This is a genomic window from Cellulomonas sp. RIT-PI-Y (genome assembly GCF_025642745.1).
Taxonomy (GTDB): Bacteria; Actinomycetota; Actinomycetes; order Actinomycetales; family Cellulomonadaceae; genus Cellulomonas.
Window position 1 is genome coordinate 43246 of record NZ_JANZKP010000004.1, and the last position, 17170, is coordinate 60415.

At 73.8% G+C, this 17170-nt stretch carries 18 protein-coding genes; 14 read left to right on the plus strand and 4 right to left on the minus strand.

Features of this window, described 5'->3' with window-relative positions; all coding sequences use genetic code 11:
- Window positions 1-19: 19 nt before the first annotated feature.
- Window positions 20-442 (minus strand): DUF5709 domain-containing protein, encoded by a 423-nt coding sequence (locus tag OGL89_RS02570; protein WP_263118288.1) that lies wholly within the window; start codon window positions 440-442, stop codon window positions 20-22.
- A gap of 89 nt (window positions 443-531) precedes the next feature.
- On the opposite strand from OGL89_RS02570, the gene OGL89_RS02575 reads away from it, so the two are divergent.
- The 7 genes from OGL89_RS02575 to OGL89_RS02605 all read left to right on the plus strand — a co-directional run bounded on the left by OGL89_RS02575 (window position 532) and on the right by OGL89_RS02605 (window position 7252).
- Entirely contained in the window at window positions 532-2232 is a 1701-nt protein-coding gene (locus tag OGL89_RS02575) for an ATP-binding cassette domain-containing protein (RefSeq protein WP_263118290.1), read from the plus strand.
- A 200-nt stretch (window positions 2233-2432) separates the two neighbouring features.
- Window positions 2433-2879 carry a 50S ribosomal protein L13 gene (rplM, locus tag OGL89_RS02580; RefSeq protein WP_168630743.1) on the plus strand — a complete coding sequence of 149 codons (447 nt, stop codon included), beginning with the start codon at window positions 2433-2435 and terminating at the stop codon, window positions 2877-2879.
- 38 nt (window positions 2880-2917) lie between these two features.
- Complete coding sequence (gene rpsI, locus OGL89_RS02585; RefSeq protein WP_263118291.1) at window positions 2918-3403, plus strand: 30S ribosomal protein S9; 486 nt, start codon at window positions 2918-2920, stop codon at window positions 3401-3403.
- A gap of 104 nt (window positions 3404-3507) precedes the next feature.
- Window positions 3508-4860: a phosphoglucosamine mutase gene (gene glmM / locus OGL89_RS02590; RefSeq protein ID WP_263118292.1), complete on the plus strand. Its 1353-nt coding sequence runs from the start codon at window positions 3508-3510 to the stop codon at window positions 4858-4860.
- Complete coding sequence (locus OGL89_RS02595) at window positions 4857-5558, plus strand: peptide deformylase (RefSeq protein ID WP_346770661.1); 702 nt, start codon at window positions 4857-4859, stop codon at window positions 5556-5558. The genes glmM and OGL89_RS02595 overlap by 4 nt, the downstream gene beginning before the upstream one ends.
- A 192-nt stretch (window positions 5559-5750) precedes the next feature.
- Entirely contained in the window at window positions 5751-6455 is a 705-nt protein-coding gene (locus OGL89_RS02600; RefSeq protein WP_263118293.1) for a DedA family protein, read from the plus strand.
- Window positions 6456-6664: 209 nt separating this feature from the next.
- Complete coding sequence (locus tag OGL89_RS02605; RefSeq protein ID WP_263118294.1) at window positions 6665-7252, plus strand: hypothetical protein; 588 nt, start codon at window positions 6665-6667, stop codon at window positions 7250-7252.
- Here OGL89_RS02605 and coaA read toward each other — a convergent pair whose 3' ends face one another.
- Window positions 7253-8209: a type I pantothenate kinase gene (gene coaA, locus OGL89_RS02610; protein WP_263118295.1), complete on the minus strand. Its 957-nt coding sequence runs from the start codon at window positions 8207-8209 to the stop codon at window positions 7253-7255.
- Window positions 8210-8292: 83 nt separating this feature from the next.
- Between coaA and glmS the strand changes: the two genes are divergently transcribed.
- The 3 genes from glmS to OGL89_RS02625 are packed head-to-tail and all read left to right on the plus strand — an operon-like array spanning window position 8293 to window position 10866.
- A complete protein-coding gene (glmS, locus tag OGL89_RS02615) occupies window positions 8293-10146 on the plus strand; it encodes a glutamine--fructose-6-phosphate transaminase (isomerizing) (RefSeq protein ID WP_263118296.1) in 1854 nt (617 codons plus the stop codon).
- Between the two features lie 7 nt (window positions 10147-10153).
- Window positions 10154-10516 carry a MazG nucleotide pyrophosphohydrolase domain-containing protein gene (locus OGL89_RS02620; RefSeq protein WP_263118297.1) on the plus strand — a complete coding sequence of 121 codons (363 nt, stop codon included), beginning with the start codon at window positions 10154-10156 and terminating at the stop codon, window positions 10514-10516.
- The gene (locus OGL89_RS02625) at window positions 10513-10866 is read left to right on the plus strand and encodes a holo-ACP synthase (protein WP_263118298.1); all 354 of its coding nucleotides are present in this window, start codon (window positions 10513-10515) and stop codon (window positions 10864-10866) included. The genes OGL89_RS02620 and OGL89_RS02625 overlap by 4 nt, the downstream gene beginning before the upstream one ends.
- Window positions 10867-10916: 50 nt before the next feature.
- On the opposite strand, the gene OGL89_RS02630 is transcribed toward OGL89_RS02625, so the two are convergent.
- Window positions 10917-11453 (minus strand): hypothetical protein, encoded by a 537-nt coding sequence (locus tag OGL89_RS02630; RefSeq protein ID WP_263118299.1) that lies wholly within the window; start codon window positions 11451-11453, stop codon window positions 10917-10919.
- 581 nt (window positions 11454-12034) lie between these two features.
- On the minus strand, window positions 12035-13021 hold the full coding sequence (locus OGL89_RS02635) for an LLM class F420-dependent oxidoreductase (RefSeq protein WP_263118300.1): 987 nt from the start codon (window positions 13019-13021) through the stop codon (window positions 12035-12037).
- Between the two features lie 53 nt (window positions 13022-13074).
- Between OGL89_RS02635 and OGL89_RS02640 the strand changes: the two genes are divergently transcribed.
- From OGL89_RS02640 to tsaE, 4 genes are all read left to right on the plus strand, one after another.
- The gene (locus OGL89_RS02640) at window positions 13075-14769 is read left to right on the plus strand and encodes a bifunctional ADP-dependent NAD(P)H-hydrate dehydratase/NAD(P)H-hydrate epimerase (protein WP_263118301.1); all 1695 of its coding nucleotides are present in this window, start codon (window positions 13075-13077) and stop codon (window positions 14767-14769) included.
- Window positions 14770-14800: 31 nt separating this feature from the next.
- Window positions 14801-15433 carry a nucleoside/nucleotide kinase family protein gene (locus tag OGL89_RS02645; protein ID WP_263118303.1) on the plus strand — a complete coding sequence of 211 codons (633 nt, stop codon included), beginning with the start codon at window positions 14801-14803 and terminating at the stop codon, window positions 15431-15433.
- Window positions 15434-15503: 70 nt separating this feature from the next.
- Window positions 15504-16667 carry an alanine racemase gene (gene alr, locus OGL89_RS02650; protein WP_263118304.1) on the plus strand — a complete coding sequence of 388 codons (1164 nt, stop codon included), beginning with the start codon at window positions 15504-15506 and terminating at the stop codon, window positions 16665-16667.
- Complete coding sequence (gene tsaE, locus OGL89_RS02655) at window positions 16664-17161, plus strand: tRNA (adenosine(37)-N6)-threonylcarbamoyltransferase complex ATPase subunit type 1 TsaE (RefSeq protein WP_263118305.1); 498 nt, start codon at window positions 16664-16666, stop codon at window positions 17159-17161. Before alr ends, tsaE begins: the two co-directional genes overlap by 4 nt.
- Window positions 17162-17170: the final 9 nt, after the last annotated feature.

Consider the following 17170-nt stretch of genomic DNA (forward strand, 5'->3'; position numbering starts at 1 on the left):
GCGGCGGAAGAGTCGGGGATCAGACCTCGTCGTCCTCGTCCAGGACGTGCACGGCGGCCTCCTCGGCCGAGGCAGCGCCGCCGCTGATGCCGGAGTCGACGGCGAACTGGTCGTTCCCCCCGGCCCGCACCGCGTCGTCGTCCTCGGCCAGCCGCCCCGCGCGGTCCGGCTGGCGGGCCGGATCGACCGGGCCGTCCGACTCCCAGACCTCCGGCTCCTCCTCGGCCACCCGCTGGTCCAGCGTCTCGCCCCGGGACTCCTCCCACGCGGTCTCACCCCAGTGCGAGACCTCCGGGCGGGGGCGGTCGGGCGGGGAGTAGCCCTCGTCCAGCAGGTCGTCGACGCCGCGGTCGACCAGGGTGTCCTCCTCGGGCAGCTGGTCGGCGTCGCCCTCGGCGCCGGTGGCGGGATCTGTGCTGGTGGCGGGGGTGTCCTCGGTCATGCGTCCACGGTGTCACCGGGCGGGTCGGGTCGCCAGCGGAGGGGTAAAGGTTTCGCCCACGGCGGTGCCGGCAGGGCATCCTGGGCCGCATGGGCCACCTCGACGTCAACGGTGTCGGCCATGTCCTCCCGGACGGCCGCCCCCTCCTGCACGACGTGCACCTGCGCGTCGGAGAGGGCAGCCGGACCGCGCTGATCGGTCCGAACGGCGCCGGGAAGTCCACGCTGCTGCGGATCATCACGGGTGAGCTGACCCCGGTCACCGGGACCGTGACCCGCTCGGGCGGGCTGGGCGTGATGCGCCAGGACGTGGGCCGGATCGCCGACGACCGCTCGGTGCGCGACCTGCTGGCCGCGCTCACCCCGGGCGCGGTGGGCGCCGCGGCGGTGGAGCTGTCCGCGGCCGAACTGGCCATGATGGAGGCCGACGACGAGCCTGCGCAGATGCGCTATGCCCAGGCGCTCGCGGACTGGGCGGACGTCGGCGGCTACGAGGTCGAGGCCGACTGGGACCGGGTGACCGACGCGGTGCTGTCCATCCCGTTCGACCGCGCGCAGCACCGCACGGTGCGCACCCTGTCCGGCGGGGAGCAGAAGCGACTCGTGCTGGAGGCGCTGCTGCGCGGCCCGCAGGAGGTGCTGCTGCTGGACGAGCCGGACAACGCGCTGGACGTCCCGACCAAGCGCTGGCTCGAGCAGCGGCTGATCGACTCGGAGAAGACCGTGCTGCTGGTCAGCCACGACCGCGAGCTGCTCAGCCGGGTGCCCACCGCGATCGCGACCCTGGAGCCACGACCGGCCGGTGCCGGGATCTGGCTGCACGGCGGCGGCTTCGCCGGGTACCCCGAGGCCCGGGCCGAGCGGATGGCCCGTCAGGAGGAGCTGCTGCGCCGCTGGGAAGAGGAGCGGGCCCAGCTCAAGGCCCTGGTGCTGATGTACAAGCAGAAGGCGAAGTACAACTCCGACATGGCCAGCCGGTACCAGTCCGCCCAGACCCGGCTGCGCCGGTTCGAGGAGGACGGGCCGCCGGAGCAGCTCGCCCGGGAGCAGCACGTCCGGGTCCGGCTGCGCGGTGGGCGGACCGCCAAACGCGCCGTGGTGGCCAAGGACCTGGAGCTGACCGGGCTGATGCGGCCCTTCGACCTCGAGCTCTGGTTCGGCGAGCGGGTGGCCGTGCTCGGGTCGAACGGCTCCGGGAAGTCGCACTTCCTGCGGCTGCTGGCGGCGGGCGGCTCGGATCCCGGGCCGGAGCACCGGCCGGTGGACCCGCTGCCGATCGACCCGGTGCGGCACACCGGGGTGGTGACGCTCGGGTCCCGGGTGCTGCCGGGCTTCTTCGCCCAGAACCGCCAGCACGCCCAGGACGCCGCGGACGCTGCCTTCGCGGACCGCACGCTGCTGGAGATCCTGCATGCGGGCGACGGCCGGCGCAGCGGGATGGGCCGGGAGCCGGCGAGCCGGGCCCTGGACCGGTACGAGCTGGTCGGGTCGGCGGAGCAGCGGTACGGGACGCTGTCCGGTGGGCAGCAGGCGCGGTTCCACATCCTGCTGCTCGAACTCGGCGGCGCCACGCTGCTGCTGCTGGACGAGCCGACCGACAACCTCGACCTGCACTCGGCGGAGGCCTTGGAGGCCGGGCTGGAGGCGTTCGAGGGCACCGTGGTGGCGGTGACCCACGACCGGTGGTTCGCCCGCGGTTTCGACCGGTTCCTGGTGTTCGGGGCGGACGGCGCGGTGGTCGAGACGCCGGAGGCGGTGTGGGACGCCGGCCGGGTCGAGCGGGTCCGCTGAGCGGGTGACCCAGCTGACTTTGACCGCCCGGGGGAGCGGCGGCTACCCTGGTGAGTCGTTGTGCGCTCACCCGTGGAGCATTGGTGCGATCCCACTCGCCCGTTCCCGGCTCTGACGTGCGGCGGACCATTCATCGGCTGGACCCGGCTTCTACGGGCTGCCGTGGACACAGTCAGATAGAAGAGACGAAGGCTACGACCGTGCGCACGTACACCCCGAAGCCCGGCGACGTCCAGCGGAACTGGTACGTCATCGACGCGACCGATGTTGTCCTGGGCCGCCTGGCCACCCACGTGGCGACTCTGCTGCGCGGCAAGCACAAGGCGACTTTTGCCCCCCACGTGGACGGCGGTGACTTCGTCATCGTCATCAACGCGGAGAAGGTCGCCCTGACCGGCAACAAGCGTGAGACCAAGCTCGCCTACCGCCACTCCGGTTACCCGGGTGGTCTGCGGGCGACCCCGTACTCCGAGCTGCTCGAGAAGCACCCGGAGCGCGCGATCGAGAAGGCTGTCCGGGGCATGCTCCCGAAGAGCTCGCTCGCTCGCCAGCAGCTGTCGAAGCTGAAGGTCTACGCAGGTGCCGAGCACCCGCATGCTGCCCAGCAGCCCCAGCCCTTCGAGATCACCCAGGTCGCGCAGGGCTGACGCCCGCGACGCGAGAAGACAGGACGCGAGGAATACCAGTGGCCGAGACCACGGTCGACTTTGACCTTGAGGGCGAGACCCCCAGCAGCTACACCTCCGAGAGTGCCGCTCCGGCCGGTCGCGGGCAGAGCCTGACCGCCCCGGGCGCCGCCAAGGGCCGCCGCAAGGAGGCCATCGCCCGCGTGCGCCTGGTGCCCGGCACCGGCCAGTGGACGATCAACGGCCGCACCCTCGAGGGTTACTTCCCGAACAAGGTGCACCAGCAGCTCGTCAACTCCCCGCTGAAGCTGGTGGAGGTCGAGGGCCGCTTCGACGTCATCGCCCGCATCTCCGGCGGCGGCGTCTCCGGCCAGGCCGGCGCGCTGCGCCTGGGCATCGCCCGTGCGCTGAACGAGATCGACGCCGAGAGCAACCGCCCGGCGCTGAAGAAGGCCGGCTTCCTGACCCGCGACGCCCGCGTCGTGGAGCGCAAGAAGGCCGGTCTGAAGAAGGCCCGCAAGGCCCCGCAGTACTCCAAGCGCTGATCCCAGCGCACGCGGCCGATGGCCCCGAGGGTCCGACCCTCGGGGCCATCGGCCGTTTTTGATGCCGCGTGCGACGATGACGCGTTGAGGGAAGGGTCCGTGTGATGGGACGACTGTTCGGCACCGACGGGGTGCGTGGCCTGGCCAACCGGGATGTCACCGCGGAGGTGGCACTGGACCTGTCCGTGGCCGCCGCGCACGTGCTCGGCTCCCGTGGCGAGTTCGCCGGGCACCGACCGCGAGCCGTGGTAGGCCGTGACCCGCGCGCGTCGGGCGAGTTCCTGTCCGCCGCCGTGGCCGCCGGCCTCGCCTCGGCCGGAGTCGACGTGATCAACGTCGGCGTGCTGCCCACCCCCGCCGTCGCGCACCTGACGGGTGCGCTCGGGGTGGACCTGGGGGTCGTGCTGTCCGCCTCCCACAATCCGATGCCGGACAACGGGATCAAGTTCCTGTCCCGCGGCGGCCTGAAGCTGGACGACGACCTGGAACAGGCGATCGAGGCCCGGCTCCGCGAGGACTGGGAGCGCCCGGTCGGCGCCGACGTCGGCCGGATCCGCACCGATACCGGACAGGCCGGTGAGCGGTACGTCGCGCACCTGGTGCAGACCATCGGCGGCACCTCGCTGGCCGGACTGCGGATCGCGGTGGACTGCGCGAACGGCGCCGCGAGCGAGGTCGGCCCCGCCGCCCTGCGCGAGGCCGGTGCCGACGTGGTCGTGATCAACGCCTCGCCGGACGGCCGCAACATCAACGAGGGCTGCGGGTCGACCCACCCCGAGCAGCTGCAGGCCGCCGTGGTGGCCTCCGGCGCGGACCTGGGGGTCGCCTTCGACGGGGACGCCGACCGCTGCCTGGCCGTGGACCACACCGGCGCGCTGGTCGACGGCGACCAGATCATGGGCGTGCTGGCCCTCGCGATGCGCGAGCAGGGCACCCTGACGCAGGACACCCTGGTCGTCACCGTGATGAGCAACCTCGGGCTGCGGCTGGCCATGCAGGCCGCAGGGGTGCGCACCGTGGAGACCGCCGTCGGCGACCGGTACGTGCTGGAGGAGATGCGCGCGCACGGGTACTCCCTGGGCGGCGAGCAGTCCGGCCACGTGATCATGGCCGACCACGCCACCACCGGTGACGGCACCCTGACCGCGCTGCACCTGGCGGCACGGGTGGCCCGGACCGGGCAGACCCTGCGGGACCTGGCCGGCGTGGTCCGGCGTCTGCCGCAGACCCTGATCAACGTCTCCGGCGTTGACCGCACCCGGGTGCAAGCCGACGAGCCGCTGCAGGCCGCGGTCTCGGCCGCCGCCGCCGAACTGGGACAGACCGGCCGGGTCCTGCTGCGTCCGTCCGGCACCGAGCCGCTGGTCCGGGTGATGGTCGAGGCCGCCACCCAGGACGACGCGGACCGGGTCGCCGGAGGGCTGGCCGACGTGGTGAAGGCCCGGCTGGCGTTGTGAGCACCTGGCCCGCGGCGCCCGGCTCGGCTCAGGCACGCCAGGCGACCTGGCCGGACGACCTGGTGCGCGAACAGGTCGCCGCGGTGCTGGCCGCCGCGGCGCAGGACCCCAGCGGCACGGTGCCGATCGTGCAGGCGGGTCATCCGGCCCTGCGGATGCGCGCGGTGCCGCTGACCGGGCAGCTCGAACCGGACACATTCGCCGAGCTGATCGCGGTGATGCGCCGGACCATGCACGCCGCTCCGGGGGTCGGTCTCGCCGCGCCGCAGATCGGGCTGCCGATCGCGCTGGCCGTGATCGCCGACCCGGGTGCCGGTGACCCGGAGGTCGAGCAGGTGCGCGAGCGACCGGAGCTGCCGTTCCGCGTCCTGGTGAACCCGCGCTACACGCCGGTGCCGGACGAGGACCCGGAGCCGGTGTCCTTCTACGAGGGCTGCCTGAGCGTCGACGGCTACCAGGCCGTGGTGCCCCGGCTCCGCCGCCTCCGGCTCCTCTGCCTCGACGAGCACGGCACACCGGTCGACGAGGTGCTGCAGGGCTGGCCCGCGCGGATCGTCCAGCACGAGACCGACCACCTGGACGGGGTGCTGTACCTGGACCGCGCGCTGACCCGGTCGTTGTCCGCCGGCGACGACTTCGGCGCGCACTGGGCCGGTGAGCCCCGACCGGAGGACGCCGCACGGGTGCTCGGCTTCTGAGCGTCATCCCTCAGGGGGAGCGGGGCATCGGCCCATCTACGCCGACGGGCCGATGTCCCGGCAGGAACCCCGAGGCACGATGGGGGGAACACCGGGGAGATGTGGGGGCGTTCCCCCATGCCGGCCCGGCCGCCCGGCGCCCTACCGTTGCCAGCGGTGGCGGGGGGCGACGACAGGGGAGGCGGAGGACAGGTGCTGCACGACTGGATCACGGTGATCGAGGGGTGGATCCCCGCGATGGCCGGGTCTCCGTGGGCCTATCCCGCGCTGGCCCTGTTCGCGATGGTCGACGGGTTCTTCCCGCCGATCCCGTCCGAGTCGGTGGTGATCGCCCTCGCCTCGCTGTCGGTGTCCCAGGGACAGCCGAACCTGCTGCTGATCGCGCTGGCGGGCGCCGTCGGGGCCTGGCTCGGCGACCAGATCGCCTATCAGATCGGGTCCAAGGTCGACCTGCACCGGATCCGGCTGTTCCGCGGGCCGCGCGGAGCCAAGGCGTTGGCGTGGGCGGAGCACGCGCTGTCGCACCGGGGGTCGTCGTTCATCCTGGCCGCCCGCTACATCCCGATCGGCCGAGTGGCGGTCAACATGACCGCCGGGGCGCTGGGCTACCCGCGCAAGCGGTTCATGGCGTTGACCGCTCTGGCCGGGGCGACCTGGGCCGCCTACGGCACGCTGATCGGCCTGGGCGCCGGAGTGTGGCTGGAGGACCACCCGCTGATCGCGGTGGTGGTCGGCGTGGTCGTCGGCACGGTGGTCGGGCTGGCGATCGACTGGCTGCTGCGCCGGTTCACCCGGGTCAGCGAGGTGCCGCTGGCGACCGTCGACGCCGTGCTCGCCGAGCGGGAGGCGGCCGCCGTCGACGTGGCCCCCGAGCCGAAGCCGCACCCCGTGGTCTGACCCCGCGGTCCGACCCCCGGTGACCTGGCTCACCCGGGCGGTCACGGCCAGGCAACGATCCTCGCGCCGGGCGTCACGATCCGGCATCGCCGGGCCGGTTCACCCGAACGGCTGCCTACCCTCGTCCGGGGCCACAGTGCTGTCGCCCCACTGTGCCCCGTCGGGGTGCGGTCGATCGGGGCGACGGCGAGGGACTCAGCGTGGGACGGATGCGGGCGGTGACGATGGCGGCGGTCTGCGTCGTCCTCGTCGGCGGCTGCGCCGTCCGGGCGACCCCCTCGATCACCGCGGTCCCGACCGCCTCCCCGTCCACCGCGACCGCGCGCGCGGCCGCCGGCCCGGACTGCCTGGCCCCGCAGGTGCTCGGCGCCCTGGGCTTCGACCGGGACGAGCGGGCCCGCGCCGGGCAGCACCCGGACGCCCCGGACGCCGGTCCGGTGCCGGGCGACTTCGTCCCGGTGCTGGTGGTGGAGTGCTCGACAGGAGAGACCCTCAGCGACAGCGCCGGCCAGTGGGCGGCGGTCACCGCCACCCGCCGGGAGGGCGATCTGGACGCGCTGATGGCCGCCCTGGCCGACGGGGTCACGCCGTCCCCGACGGTGACCTGCGCCCCCGGCGGTCAGCGCTCCGACCTGTGGGTGGTGGACAGCATGGGTGACGCGATCCGGGTCGCCGTGCCCGGGTCGGTCTGCGGTCGGCTGCCCGCGGTGGTGCGGTCCGCGCTGGACGGACTGGACGGCGTCGACACCGAGCACTACCCGGTGCACCTGGTGGCACCCCGGGAGACCGCGGGCTGATCAGAGCTTGCGCAGCCGCACCCGCCGGACCGCGTGGTCGCGGCCCTTGGTCAGCACCAGGGTCGCCCGGCTGCGGGTGGGCAGGATGTTCTCCACCAGGTTCGGTGCGTTGATCGAGTCCCAGATGCTCTCCGCCCGGGCGACCGCCTCGTCGTCGCTCAGGCTCGCGTACCGGTGGAAGTACGACTCGGGCCGGCTGAACGCGGTCGAGCGCAGGGACAGGAACCGGTCGACGTACCACTGCCGGGCGTCCTCGGTCCGGGCGTCCACGTAGATGGAGAAGTCGAAGAAGTCGCTGACCGCCAGGTTGCTGGTGCTGCCCGCGACCGCCGGACGGGCGGGCTGCAGAACGTTCAGGCCCTCCACGATCAGCACGTCCGGGCGGCGGACCACCACCTCCGCGCCGGGCACGATGTCGTAGGTCAGGTGGTCGTACACCGGGGCGCGGACCTCGGCGTGCCCGGCCTTCACCTGGGAGACGAAATGCAGCAGCTTGCGCCGGTCGTAACTCTCCGGGAAGCCCTTGCGCTCCATCAGTCCGCGGCGGCGCAGCTCGGCGTTCGGGTACAGGAAGCCGTCGGTGGTCATCAGCGCCACGTTCGGCGTCGCGGGCCAGCGGGCGATCAGCTCGCGCAGCAGCCGGGCGGTGGTCGACTTGCCGACCGCCACCGACCCCGCGACCCCGATCACGTAGGGCGTGCGCGGGGTGTCCTCGCGCAGGAAGGTCGACGACGCGGCGTGCAGTCGCCGGGTCGCGGTGATGTAGAGGTCGAGCAGCCGGGACAGCGGACGGTAGATCGCGTCCACCTCGGCCAGGTCGATCGGGTCCCCCAGCCCGCGCAGCCGCGTGACGTCGTCGTCGCCCAGGGGGAGCGGGGTGGACTCCGACAGCCGGACCCACGCCTCGCGGTCCAGGTCGACGAACGGGGAGGAGCTGACGGCGGTGTCGGATCGCACCCGACGATTCTGCCTGATGCCGGACGGTGGCGCGGGCCACAGCCCGTCCGGTGGGACGATCCCCAGCGTCTAGACTCCCGCCCATGTGTGGAATCGTCGGATACGTCGGAGCGCACCAGCCGGATGAGCAGCCGCTGGAGGTCGCCCTCGAGGGTCTGCGCCGGCTGGAGTACCGGGGGTACGACTCCGCCGGTGTCGCCCTGGTCACCGCAGAGGGTCTGGCCACCGCCAAGAAGGCCGGCAAGCTGGCCAACCTGATCGGCGAGTTGGAGAGCCACCCGCTGCCCCCGTCGACGGCCGCGATCGGGCACACCCGGTGGGCCACCCACGGCGGGCCGACAGACGTCAACGCGCACCCGCACGTGGCCGGCCGGGTCGCGCTGATCCACAACGGGATCATCGAGAACTTCGCCCCGCTGAAGGAGGCGCTGCTCGCCGAGGGCGCGCAGCTGCTCTCCGAGACCGACACCGAGGTGGTCGCGCACCTGCTGGCCGCCGCCTACGACGAGTCCGGCGACCTGGCCGAGGCGATGCGGACCGTCGTGCGCCGGCTGCACGGCACCTTCACCCTGCTGGCCGTGCACGCCGACCACCCGGACACCGTGGTCGGCGCCCGGCACGACAGCCCCCTGGTGGTCGGCCTCGGCGACGGCGCGAACTACCTGGGCTCGGACGTCGCGGCGTTCATCGCCCGCACCGACCGCGCGCTGGAGCTGGCGCAGGACCAGGTCGTCACCATCACCCCGGACGCGGTCGTCGTGACCGACTTCGACGGGAACGCCGCCGAGGGCCGTGAGTACACCGTCGACTGGGACGCCGCCGCCGCGGAGAAGGGCGGCTTCCGCTCCTTCATGGACAAGGAGATCGCCGACCAGCCCCAGGCGGTCGCCGACACCCTGCTCGGCCGCACCGACACCTCCGGCAGGCTGATCCTGGACGATCTGCGGATCGACGAGTCCGTGCTGCGGTCGGTGGACAAGATCATCGTGATCGCCTGCGGCACCGCCGCCTACGCCGGGCACGTGGCCAAGTACGCGATCGAGCACTGGTGCCGGATCCCGGTCGAGGTCGAGCTCGCGCACGAGTTCCGCTACCGGGACCCGATCGTCGACGCCCGCACCCTGGTGGTCGCGATCTCCCAGTCCGGCGAGACCATGGACACCCTGATGGCGATCCGGCACGCCCGGGAGCAGGGCGCCCAGGTGCTGGCGATCTGCAACACCCACGGGTCGACCATCCCGCGCGAGTCCGACGCGGTGCTCTACACCCACGCCGGTCCCGAGGTCGCGGTCGCGTCGACCAAGGCCTTCCTGGCGCAGATCACCGCCGCCTACCTGCTCGGCCTGTACCTGGCCCAGCTGCGCGGCAACAAGTACGCCGACGAGATCGGCGAGATCCTCACCGACCTGCGCGCCATGCCCGGCAAGATCCAGGAGGTCCTGGACCGGTCCGACCGGGTGCGCGAGATCGCCCGCTGGATGGCCGACACCTCCTCGGTGCTGTTCCTGGGCCGGCACGTCGGCTTCCCGGTCGCGATGGAGGGCGCGCTCAAGCTCAAGGAGCTCGCCTACATCCATGCCGAGGGCTTCGCCGCCGGTGAGCTCAAGCACGGCCCGATCGCGCTGATCGAGCCTGGGCAGCCGGTGTTCGTGATCGTGCCGTCCCCGCGCGGCCGCGACTCGCTGCACTCCAAGGTCGTCTCCAACATCCAGGAGATCCGGGCCCGTGGCGCCCGCACCCTGGTGATCGCGGAGGAGGGCGACGAGGCGGTCCGCGCGTACTCGGACGAGGTGTTCTACGTCCCGCAGTCGCCGACTCTGCTCGCGCCGCTGCTGTCCGTGGTGCCGCTGCAGATCTTCGCCTGCGAGCTGGCCACCGCCCGCGGCCTGGACGTGGACCAGCCGCGCAACCTGGCCAAGTCGGTCACGGTCGAGTAGTCCACCGGTGGAGCTGCGCGCAGCACAGACCGAGGTCGAGGCGATCTCCCGCGCCTACGCGCGGATCCACGGCATCGATCGGACCGACGACTGGCTGCTGCTCAAACTCGGCGAGGAGATCGGCGAGCTGACCCAGGCCTACCTCGCGCAGACCGGACGGTCCCGGCGCTCGGCCACGGAGGCCGACGTGACGGACGAGCTCGCCGACGTCCTGGCGCACGTGCTGCTGATCGCCGAGCGGCGCGGGGTCGACCTGTCGAGCGCGCTGGAGTCGAAGTGGGGCCAGTGGCGGCACCTGGTGATCGAGCAGGACCGCTCCGGTCCCGCGCGGTCGCCGGGCGTGGGGACCGCGGAGGGGGACCGGTCATGATCGTCGGTGTCGGCATCGACGTGGTGGACGTCGCGCGCTTCATCGCGACCGTGGAGCGGGTCCCCGCGCTGCGCACCCGCCTGTTCACCCCCGAGGAGCGGGACCTGCCCGACGCGTCGCTCGCGGCCCGGTTCGCCGCGAAGGAGGCGATCGCGAAGGCCCTCGGCGCACCCGCCGGCATGCGCTGGCAGGACGCGACCGTCCGTCGCGTGGTCGGTCAGCAGCCCGTGGTCGAGGTCACCGGCACCGTCCGCGCCCGCGCCGACGAGCTCGGCGTCGCCCGCTTCCACCTCTCCCTGTCCCACGACGCGGGCATCGCCAGCGCGATGTGCGTCGCCGAACGCGACTGACCCGCCCGGGCCGCTGCCCGTCGAGAGTGCACGAAGGCAGGACTCCGGGCTCACGAGGTCTGCATGCGTGCACTCTCGACCAACGCGTGGCGCAGTGCGGACAGGGCGGACTCGGGGTGCCGCAGGTCTTCGGCCGTCCAGGTGATCGTGCGCCAGCCGAGCGCGTCGAGTGCACGTCGACGAGCGATGTCGCGCTGCCAGGTCGCACGATCGACGCGATGGATGTCCCCGTCGTACTCGACGGCGATCCGCGCTGACGGGTAGGACAGGTCGGCGCGGGCGACGATCCGTGCGCCGCGGTCCAGGACGGGCCGGTTGACCGCTGGGCTCGGCAGACCCGCGGAGAGCAGCAGCAGCCGGAGGCGGGTCTCCATGCAGGAGTCCGTCCCGGCGCGCAGTTGGCCGATCGCCGCGCGCAACCTCGCGGCGCCGCGGGCACCCCGGGGAAGGGCCTCCACCACGGCACGCAACCGATCCGGTGTGCACAGGGGGAACCGCCGCCGCACCAGGGCGTCCCCCGCCACGACGAGCTCGGCGACCTCCAGCTGAGCGGCGAGCTGAGTCCAGACCGTCTCGACCGTCGGCACCGGGAGCCGGTAGCGGCGGACGACCTCGATCGGAGCGCACGTGCGGTGACCGACCGCCCCCCGGGCGTCGCGGCGGTGCGTGCGGCTCCGAGACCAGGACGTGCAGCGCATCCGGTCGGTCGAGGCCCCGGGGCGGGTCGGCGTCCCACAGCCGCCATGCCGTGGCGTGACTGAACACGGCGTCCGCGGGCAGGACCGTCCGGAGTTCCTCGCAGCGTCCGACGAGGTCGGAGGCCGGCCGAGGCGAGCGCATGCCGTGCCAGGGTGCGGGAACGTCGGCCAGCCGTGAGCGTGACACCCCCTGCTCGCGAGCGCCCCGAGCGGTGAAGGGCCTTCCGGCGAGCTCCGGCGGCAGCGGGCGAGCGCGTGAGGACATCACCGCGGCGTGCAGGCCGCGCCCCCTCGACCGCACCCCCACACCCAGCGACCTGTGCACGACGCCCCGGATCCATCCCCTGTGGACAACCAGAACCCGCCCACCGCCGGGCCGAGAGTGCACGAAGGCAGGGTTCAGGAGCCCTCAGGCCTGCCTTCGTGCACTCTCGGCGGCGGGCGCCGCGCGCAGGGAGGGACGTGCTGGGTCAGCGGAGGGCGGGGGCCACTTCGCGCTCGAAGAGCTCGATGCTGCTGCGGTCGTAGGCGGCGTCGATGAAGTAGCAGATCGCGTAGGTCATGCCGAGAGCGCGCAGCTCGGTGAGCTTCTCGACGATCTGCTCGGGGGTGCCGACCAGCGGGCCGTTGCGGAAGTCCTCCGCGATCCCGGGGGCCTTCTCCGGGAGCGTGTGTGCGTAGTGCTCCTCGATCCAGGCGATCTTGTCGTCCACCTCGGACTCGGTGGCGGCGATCACCACGTTGTAGTTGGCGGACCGGGTGATCTCGTCGTAGTCGCGGCCGATCGCGGCGCAGTGCTGCTGCAGGACCGCCGACTTGTGGGCGAAACCGTCGGGGCTGCCGTCGAAGTTGGTGAACCGGGCGTGCTGGGCGGCGATGCGGAGGGTCTTCTTCTCGCCGCCGCCGGCGATCCAGAGCGGGGGACCGTCGGTCTGGATCGGCAGCGGGGCCAGCTGCGCACCGTCGACCTGGTAGTGCGTGCCGTGCAGGGTGGCGACGCCGTCGGTCCACATCTGCTTCATGATCTGCACGCCCTCGTCGAGCGCGGCGATCCGCTCGCCCGCGGTCGGGAAGCCGTAGCCGTAGGCGCGCCACTCGTGCTCGTACCAGCCCGCGCCGATGCCCATCTGCACGCGGCCGCCGCTGATCAGGTCGGCGGTGGCGGCGACCTTCGCGAGATAGGCGGGGTTCCGGTAGGACATGCAGGTGCACATCTGGCCGAGCTTCACCCGGCGCGTGGTGGCGGCGTAGGCGTTGATCAGGCTCCACGCCTCATGGGTGGCCTCGCCGTTGGGCTCGGGCACCGCGTGGAAGTGGTCGTAGACCCAGATCGAGTCCCAGGTGTCGCCGGAGTCGGCGTGCTGGGCGAGACCGTTCATGACGGACCAGTGCTCGGCCGGTGCGATGCCGGTGAGGTCCTGCCGCCAACCCTGGGGGATGAAGAGTCCGAAGCGCATGGAGTGACGGTAACGCCCGCGCGCGGACGGTGCGGGTCGGACAGGATGGCCCCATGATCCACGGGTTCACCGCCGCACAGATCCGGGCCGCCGAGGAGCCGCTGCTCGCGGAGGGCCGGCCGTTGATGCAGCACGCCGCCTTCGGGTTGGCCGGTGCGGTGGCGGGTGAGCTCGCCGACCGCCGGGGGCGGTTGTCCGGGAGCGTGGTGGTGCTCCTGGTCGGGCCGGGCAACAACGGCGGGGACACCCTGCACGCCGGGGCGCTGCTGGCCCGGCGCGGGGTCCGGGTGCTCGCGCTGTGCACCACCGCCGCGCCCCATGCCGAGGGCCTGGCGGCGCTGCGGCGGGCCGGTGGACGGGCGGTGCTGGTCACCGACGGGCTCGACCCGACGGGGTCCGCGGACGAGGACCGGCGGGTCGGCGGGGAAGCGGACGCGGGGGGTCCCGAGCCGATCGACGACGGGCGGCACCTGACCACCGCGGCGCTGCCGGACGACCGGCACCGGCGGGGGCGCCACGCCGCGCACCCCGTCCCCGACCTCCCCGCGCTCTGGGCCGGTGACGCCGCCGCGGAGGCAGCGACCGCCGACGCGATCCTGGACGGGCTGCTCGGCATCGGTGGCCGGGGCGCTCCGCGCGGGGTCGCCGCGGTGCTGACCACCGTGCTGGCGCAGACGCTCGGCGATCGGGGGATCGACGGTCCGCTGGTGGTCGCGGTGGACGTGCCCAGCGGGGTCGGGGTCGACGACGGCGCCCTGCCGACCGAGGGATCGGTGCTGCCCGCGGACCTGACGGTGACCTTCGGCGGGGTCAAGGCCGGGCTGCTGCTGCCGCCGTCCAGTGCGGTCGCCGGGACGGTGTGGCCGGTCGATCTGGGACTGGGGCTCGACGACGAGCACGCGGCCGTGATCCGGCTCGACCCGGAGGACGTGGCCGCGCTCTGGCCGGTGCCGGGGCCAGGGGACCACAAGTACACCCGCGGGGTGCTGGGGGTTGTCGCGGGCACGGCGGCCTATCCCGGTGCGGCGGTGCTGACCGTGAGCGCGGCCGCCCGGGCCGGGGTCGGGATGATCCGCTACCAGGGACCGGAGCGGGTGGTCGACGCGGTGCTCGCCGCACGCCCGGAGGTGGTGCACGGGGCGGGCCGGGTCCAGGCGTGGCTGCTCGGCCCCGGGGTCGATCCCGGCGACGACGAGCAGGCCGGCCGGGTGCGGGAGTCGTTGGCGGCGGCGCTCGCGGCCGGGCAGCCCGCGGTGCTGGATGCGGGCGCGCTGGCGGTGCTGCCCGACCGGCTCGCGCCGTGGTGCGTCCTGACCCCGCACGCCGGGGAGCTGGCGACCCTGCTGGCCGCGCGGGGGGCGCATGTCGACCGGGCGGCGGTGGAGAGCGAGCCGCTGCGCTGGGCCCGTCGGGCGCACGAGCTGACCGGGGCGACCGTGCTGCTCAAGGGCGCGACGACCGTGGTGGTGGGCGCCCAGGGGGTGTGCTTCACCCAGGCCGACGCACCGGGGTGGCTCGCGACGGCCGGGTCGGGTGACGTGCTCGCCGGTCTGCTGGGCGCGCTGCTCGCCGGGCGTGCGGAGGAGGCGGTCGACGACCCGTCGGTGGTGGCGGCGTTGGCGGCGGTCGCGGCGCTGGTGCACGGGCGTGCCGCACGTCGGGCGAACCCGGGCGGCCCGGTGACCGCGATGGCCGTGGCGGAGGCGTTGCCGGCGACCGTGGCGGAGCTGCTGGCGGCGGCCGAGTGATCGAGGGCCCGGGGCCGTCGGCGGTGGCGCGGTGACCGCGAACCCGGCCGAGCCGCTGCCCCGGGTGCTGCGCGAACGGGTGCAGGAGCTCCTCGACACCGGCCGGCGCCGGGTCCTCGGCATCGCGGGAGCGCCGGGTGCGGGCAAGTCGACGCTGTCCGCAGCGCTGCTCGACGCCTTCCCGGCACAGTGCGTCGTGGTGCCGATGGACGGTTTCCACCTGGCGCAGTCCGAGCTGGAACGGATCGGGCGGGCCACCCGGAAGGGCGCACCGGACACCTTCGACGCGGCGGGGTACGTGGCGTTGCTGCGGCGGCTGCGCGCCGCCGAGGAGACGGTGTACGCGCCGGAGTACCGGCGGGAGCTGCACAATCCGGTGGCCGGGGCGATCGCGGTGCCGGTGGACGTGCCCCTGGTGATCACCGAGGGGAACTACCTGTTGCTCGCGGACCACGGGTTCGCCCCGGTGCGCGGCCTGCTGGACGAGTGCTGGTTCGTGGACCTGGCCGAGGACGTGCGGATCGAGCGGCTGGTGCGGCGACATGTCGCCACGGGCAAGGCGCCCGAGGCCGCACGCGCCTGGACGCTGGGCCCGGACCAGCGGAACGCGGACCTGGTCGCGGGGACGGCGGCACGCGCGGATCGACGGGTGCGTGTCGGTTGAACCGCTCGGGGGCGCGCGGCCGGCGGGCGGACCCGGCGACCCTGCCCGCGACAGGTGCGAAACTGTCCCGGTGAGCCTGTACCCCGCACGCGCCGTCGTGGACCTCGGCGCGATCCGCGCCAACGCGCGCACGCTGTGCCGGATCGCCGACGGAGCCGCCGTGCTGGCGGTGGTGAAGGCGGACGCCTACGGACACGGTCTGGTCCCGGTGGCCCGGGCGGCGGTCGAGGGCGGCGCGACCTGGTTGGGGACCGCCCAGCTGACCGAGGCGCTGGCCCTGCGCGAGGCGGGTATCGATGCCCGGGTGCTGACCTGGCTGTACGCCCCGGGCGCCCCGCTGGAGCTGGCGGTGGCGGCGGACATCGACCTCGCGGTGGCCGCCCGGTGGGCGCTGGACGAGATCGCGGCGGCGGCCCGGTCGGCCGGACGGCCCGCTCGCGTGCACCTGAAGGTCGACACCGGGCTGGGCCGCAACGGACTGACCCCCGCGGAGCTGCCGCCGGTGCTGGACGCGGCGGCCGAGCTGCAGTCCGCGGGGCTGCTGCGGGTGGTCGGCGTGTTCAGCCACCTGGCGTTCGCGGACTCCCCGGGTCACCCGTCGTTGCAGCACCAGCTGAGCGTGCTGCACGAGTCGGTGGACGCCGCCCGGTCCCGGGGGATCGAACCGGAGCTGCGCCACATCGCCGCGTCCGCCGCCACGCTGACCGCCCCGGAGCTGCACCTGGACCTGGTCCGGCCGGGGCTGGCGCTCTACGGCCTGAGCCCGGTGCCGCAGGTCGGCGGACCGGAGGACTTCGGGCTGGTCCCGGCGATGACGCTGGAGGCCGAGCTCGCGACGGTGAAGCAGCTGCCCGCCGGGCACGGCGTGTCCTACGCGCACCACTACGTCACCCCGACGGCGACGACGGTGGGGGTGGTGCCGCTGGGCTACGGGGACGGCATCCCGCGGCACGCCTCCGGGGTCGACGGTGCGCCCGGTGCGCCGATCGGCAGCGCGGGCCGGGCGCTGGCGATCGCCGGACGGGTCTGCATGGACCAGTTCATGGTCGACCTCGGACCCGAGGCGGTCGAGGTCGCCGGTGACCGGGTGGTGCTGTTCGGTGCGGGCGGACCGTCCGCCGAGGACTGGGCGCGCGCGGCGGGCACCATCAGCTATGAGATCGTGACCCGGCTCGGGGCCAGGGTCCCCCGGGTGTACGTCGACCATGACGACGCAGGGAAGGACCACCGATGACCACACTCGAGCTGCCGGACGCGGACAGCACCCGGGCCTACGGCGAGGCGCTCGCCGGGCTGCTGCGCGCGGGCGACCTGCTGGTGCTGACCGGTGACCTGGGAGCGGGGAAGACCACGCTGACCCAGGGGATCGGCACCGGCCTGGACGTGCGCGGCACGGTGGCCTCGCCCACCTTCATCATCGCCCGGGTGCACCCGTCGCTGGCCGACGGCCCGGCGCTGGTGCACGTGGATGCCTACCGCCTCGGGTCGCTGGACGAGGTGGACGCGCTCGACCTGGACACCTCGCTGGAGGAGTCGGTCACCGTGGTCGAGTGGGGCGAGGGGCTGGTGGAGCAGCTCGCGCAGGACCGGCTGGAGATCGCCCTGCGCCGTCCGCACGGCGGCGACCCGCTGGCCGAGGACGCCTCGGCGGGGACCCGGCAGCTGACCATCACCGCGGTGGGCGAGCGCTGGCGCGACGTCCCGCTGCCCACCATCCCGACGGTCTGAGGAGACCCC

Coding starts and splice junctions, on each gene's coding strand:
- OGL89_RS02570 (WP_263118288.1), bottom strand. CDS start 442: ATGACCGAGGACACCCCCGCCACCAGCACAGATCCCGCCACCGGCGCC.
- OGL89_RS02575 (WP_263118290.1), top strand. CDS start 532: ATGGGCCACCTCGACGTCAACGGTGTCGGCCATGTCCTCCCGGACGGC.
- glmM (WP_263118292.1), top strand. CDS start 3,508: ATGGGACGACTGTTCGGCACCGACGGGGTGCGTGGCCTGGCCAACCGG.
- OGL89_RS02605 (WP_263118294.1), top strand. CDS start 6,665: ATGCGGGCGGTGACGATGGCGGCGGTCTGCGTCGTCCTCGTCGGCGGC.
- glmS (WP_263118296.1), top strand. CDS start 8,293: ATGTGTGGAATCGTCGGATACGTCGGAGCGCACCAGCCGGATGAGCAG.
- OGL89_RS02625 (WP_263118298.1), top strand. CDS start 10,513: ATGATCGTCGGTGTCGGCATCGACGTGGTGGACGTCGCGCGCTTCATC.
- OGL89_RS02635 (WP_263118300.1), bottom strand. CDS start 13,021: ATGCGCTTCGGACTCTTCATCCCCCAGGGTTGGCGGCAGGACCTCACC.
- OGL89_RS02640 (WP_263118301.1), top strand. CDS start 13,075: ATGATCCACGGGTTCACCGCCGCACAGATCCGGGCCGCCGAGGAGCCG.
- tsaE (WP_263118305.1), top strand. CDS start 16,664: ATGACCACACTCGAGCTGCCGGACGCGGACAGCACCCGGGCCTACGGC.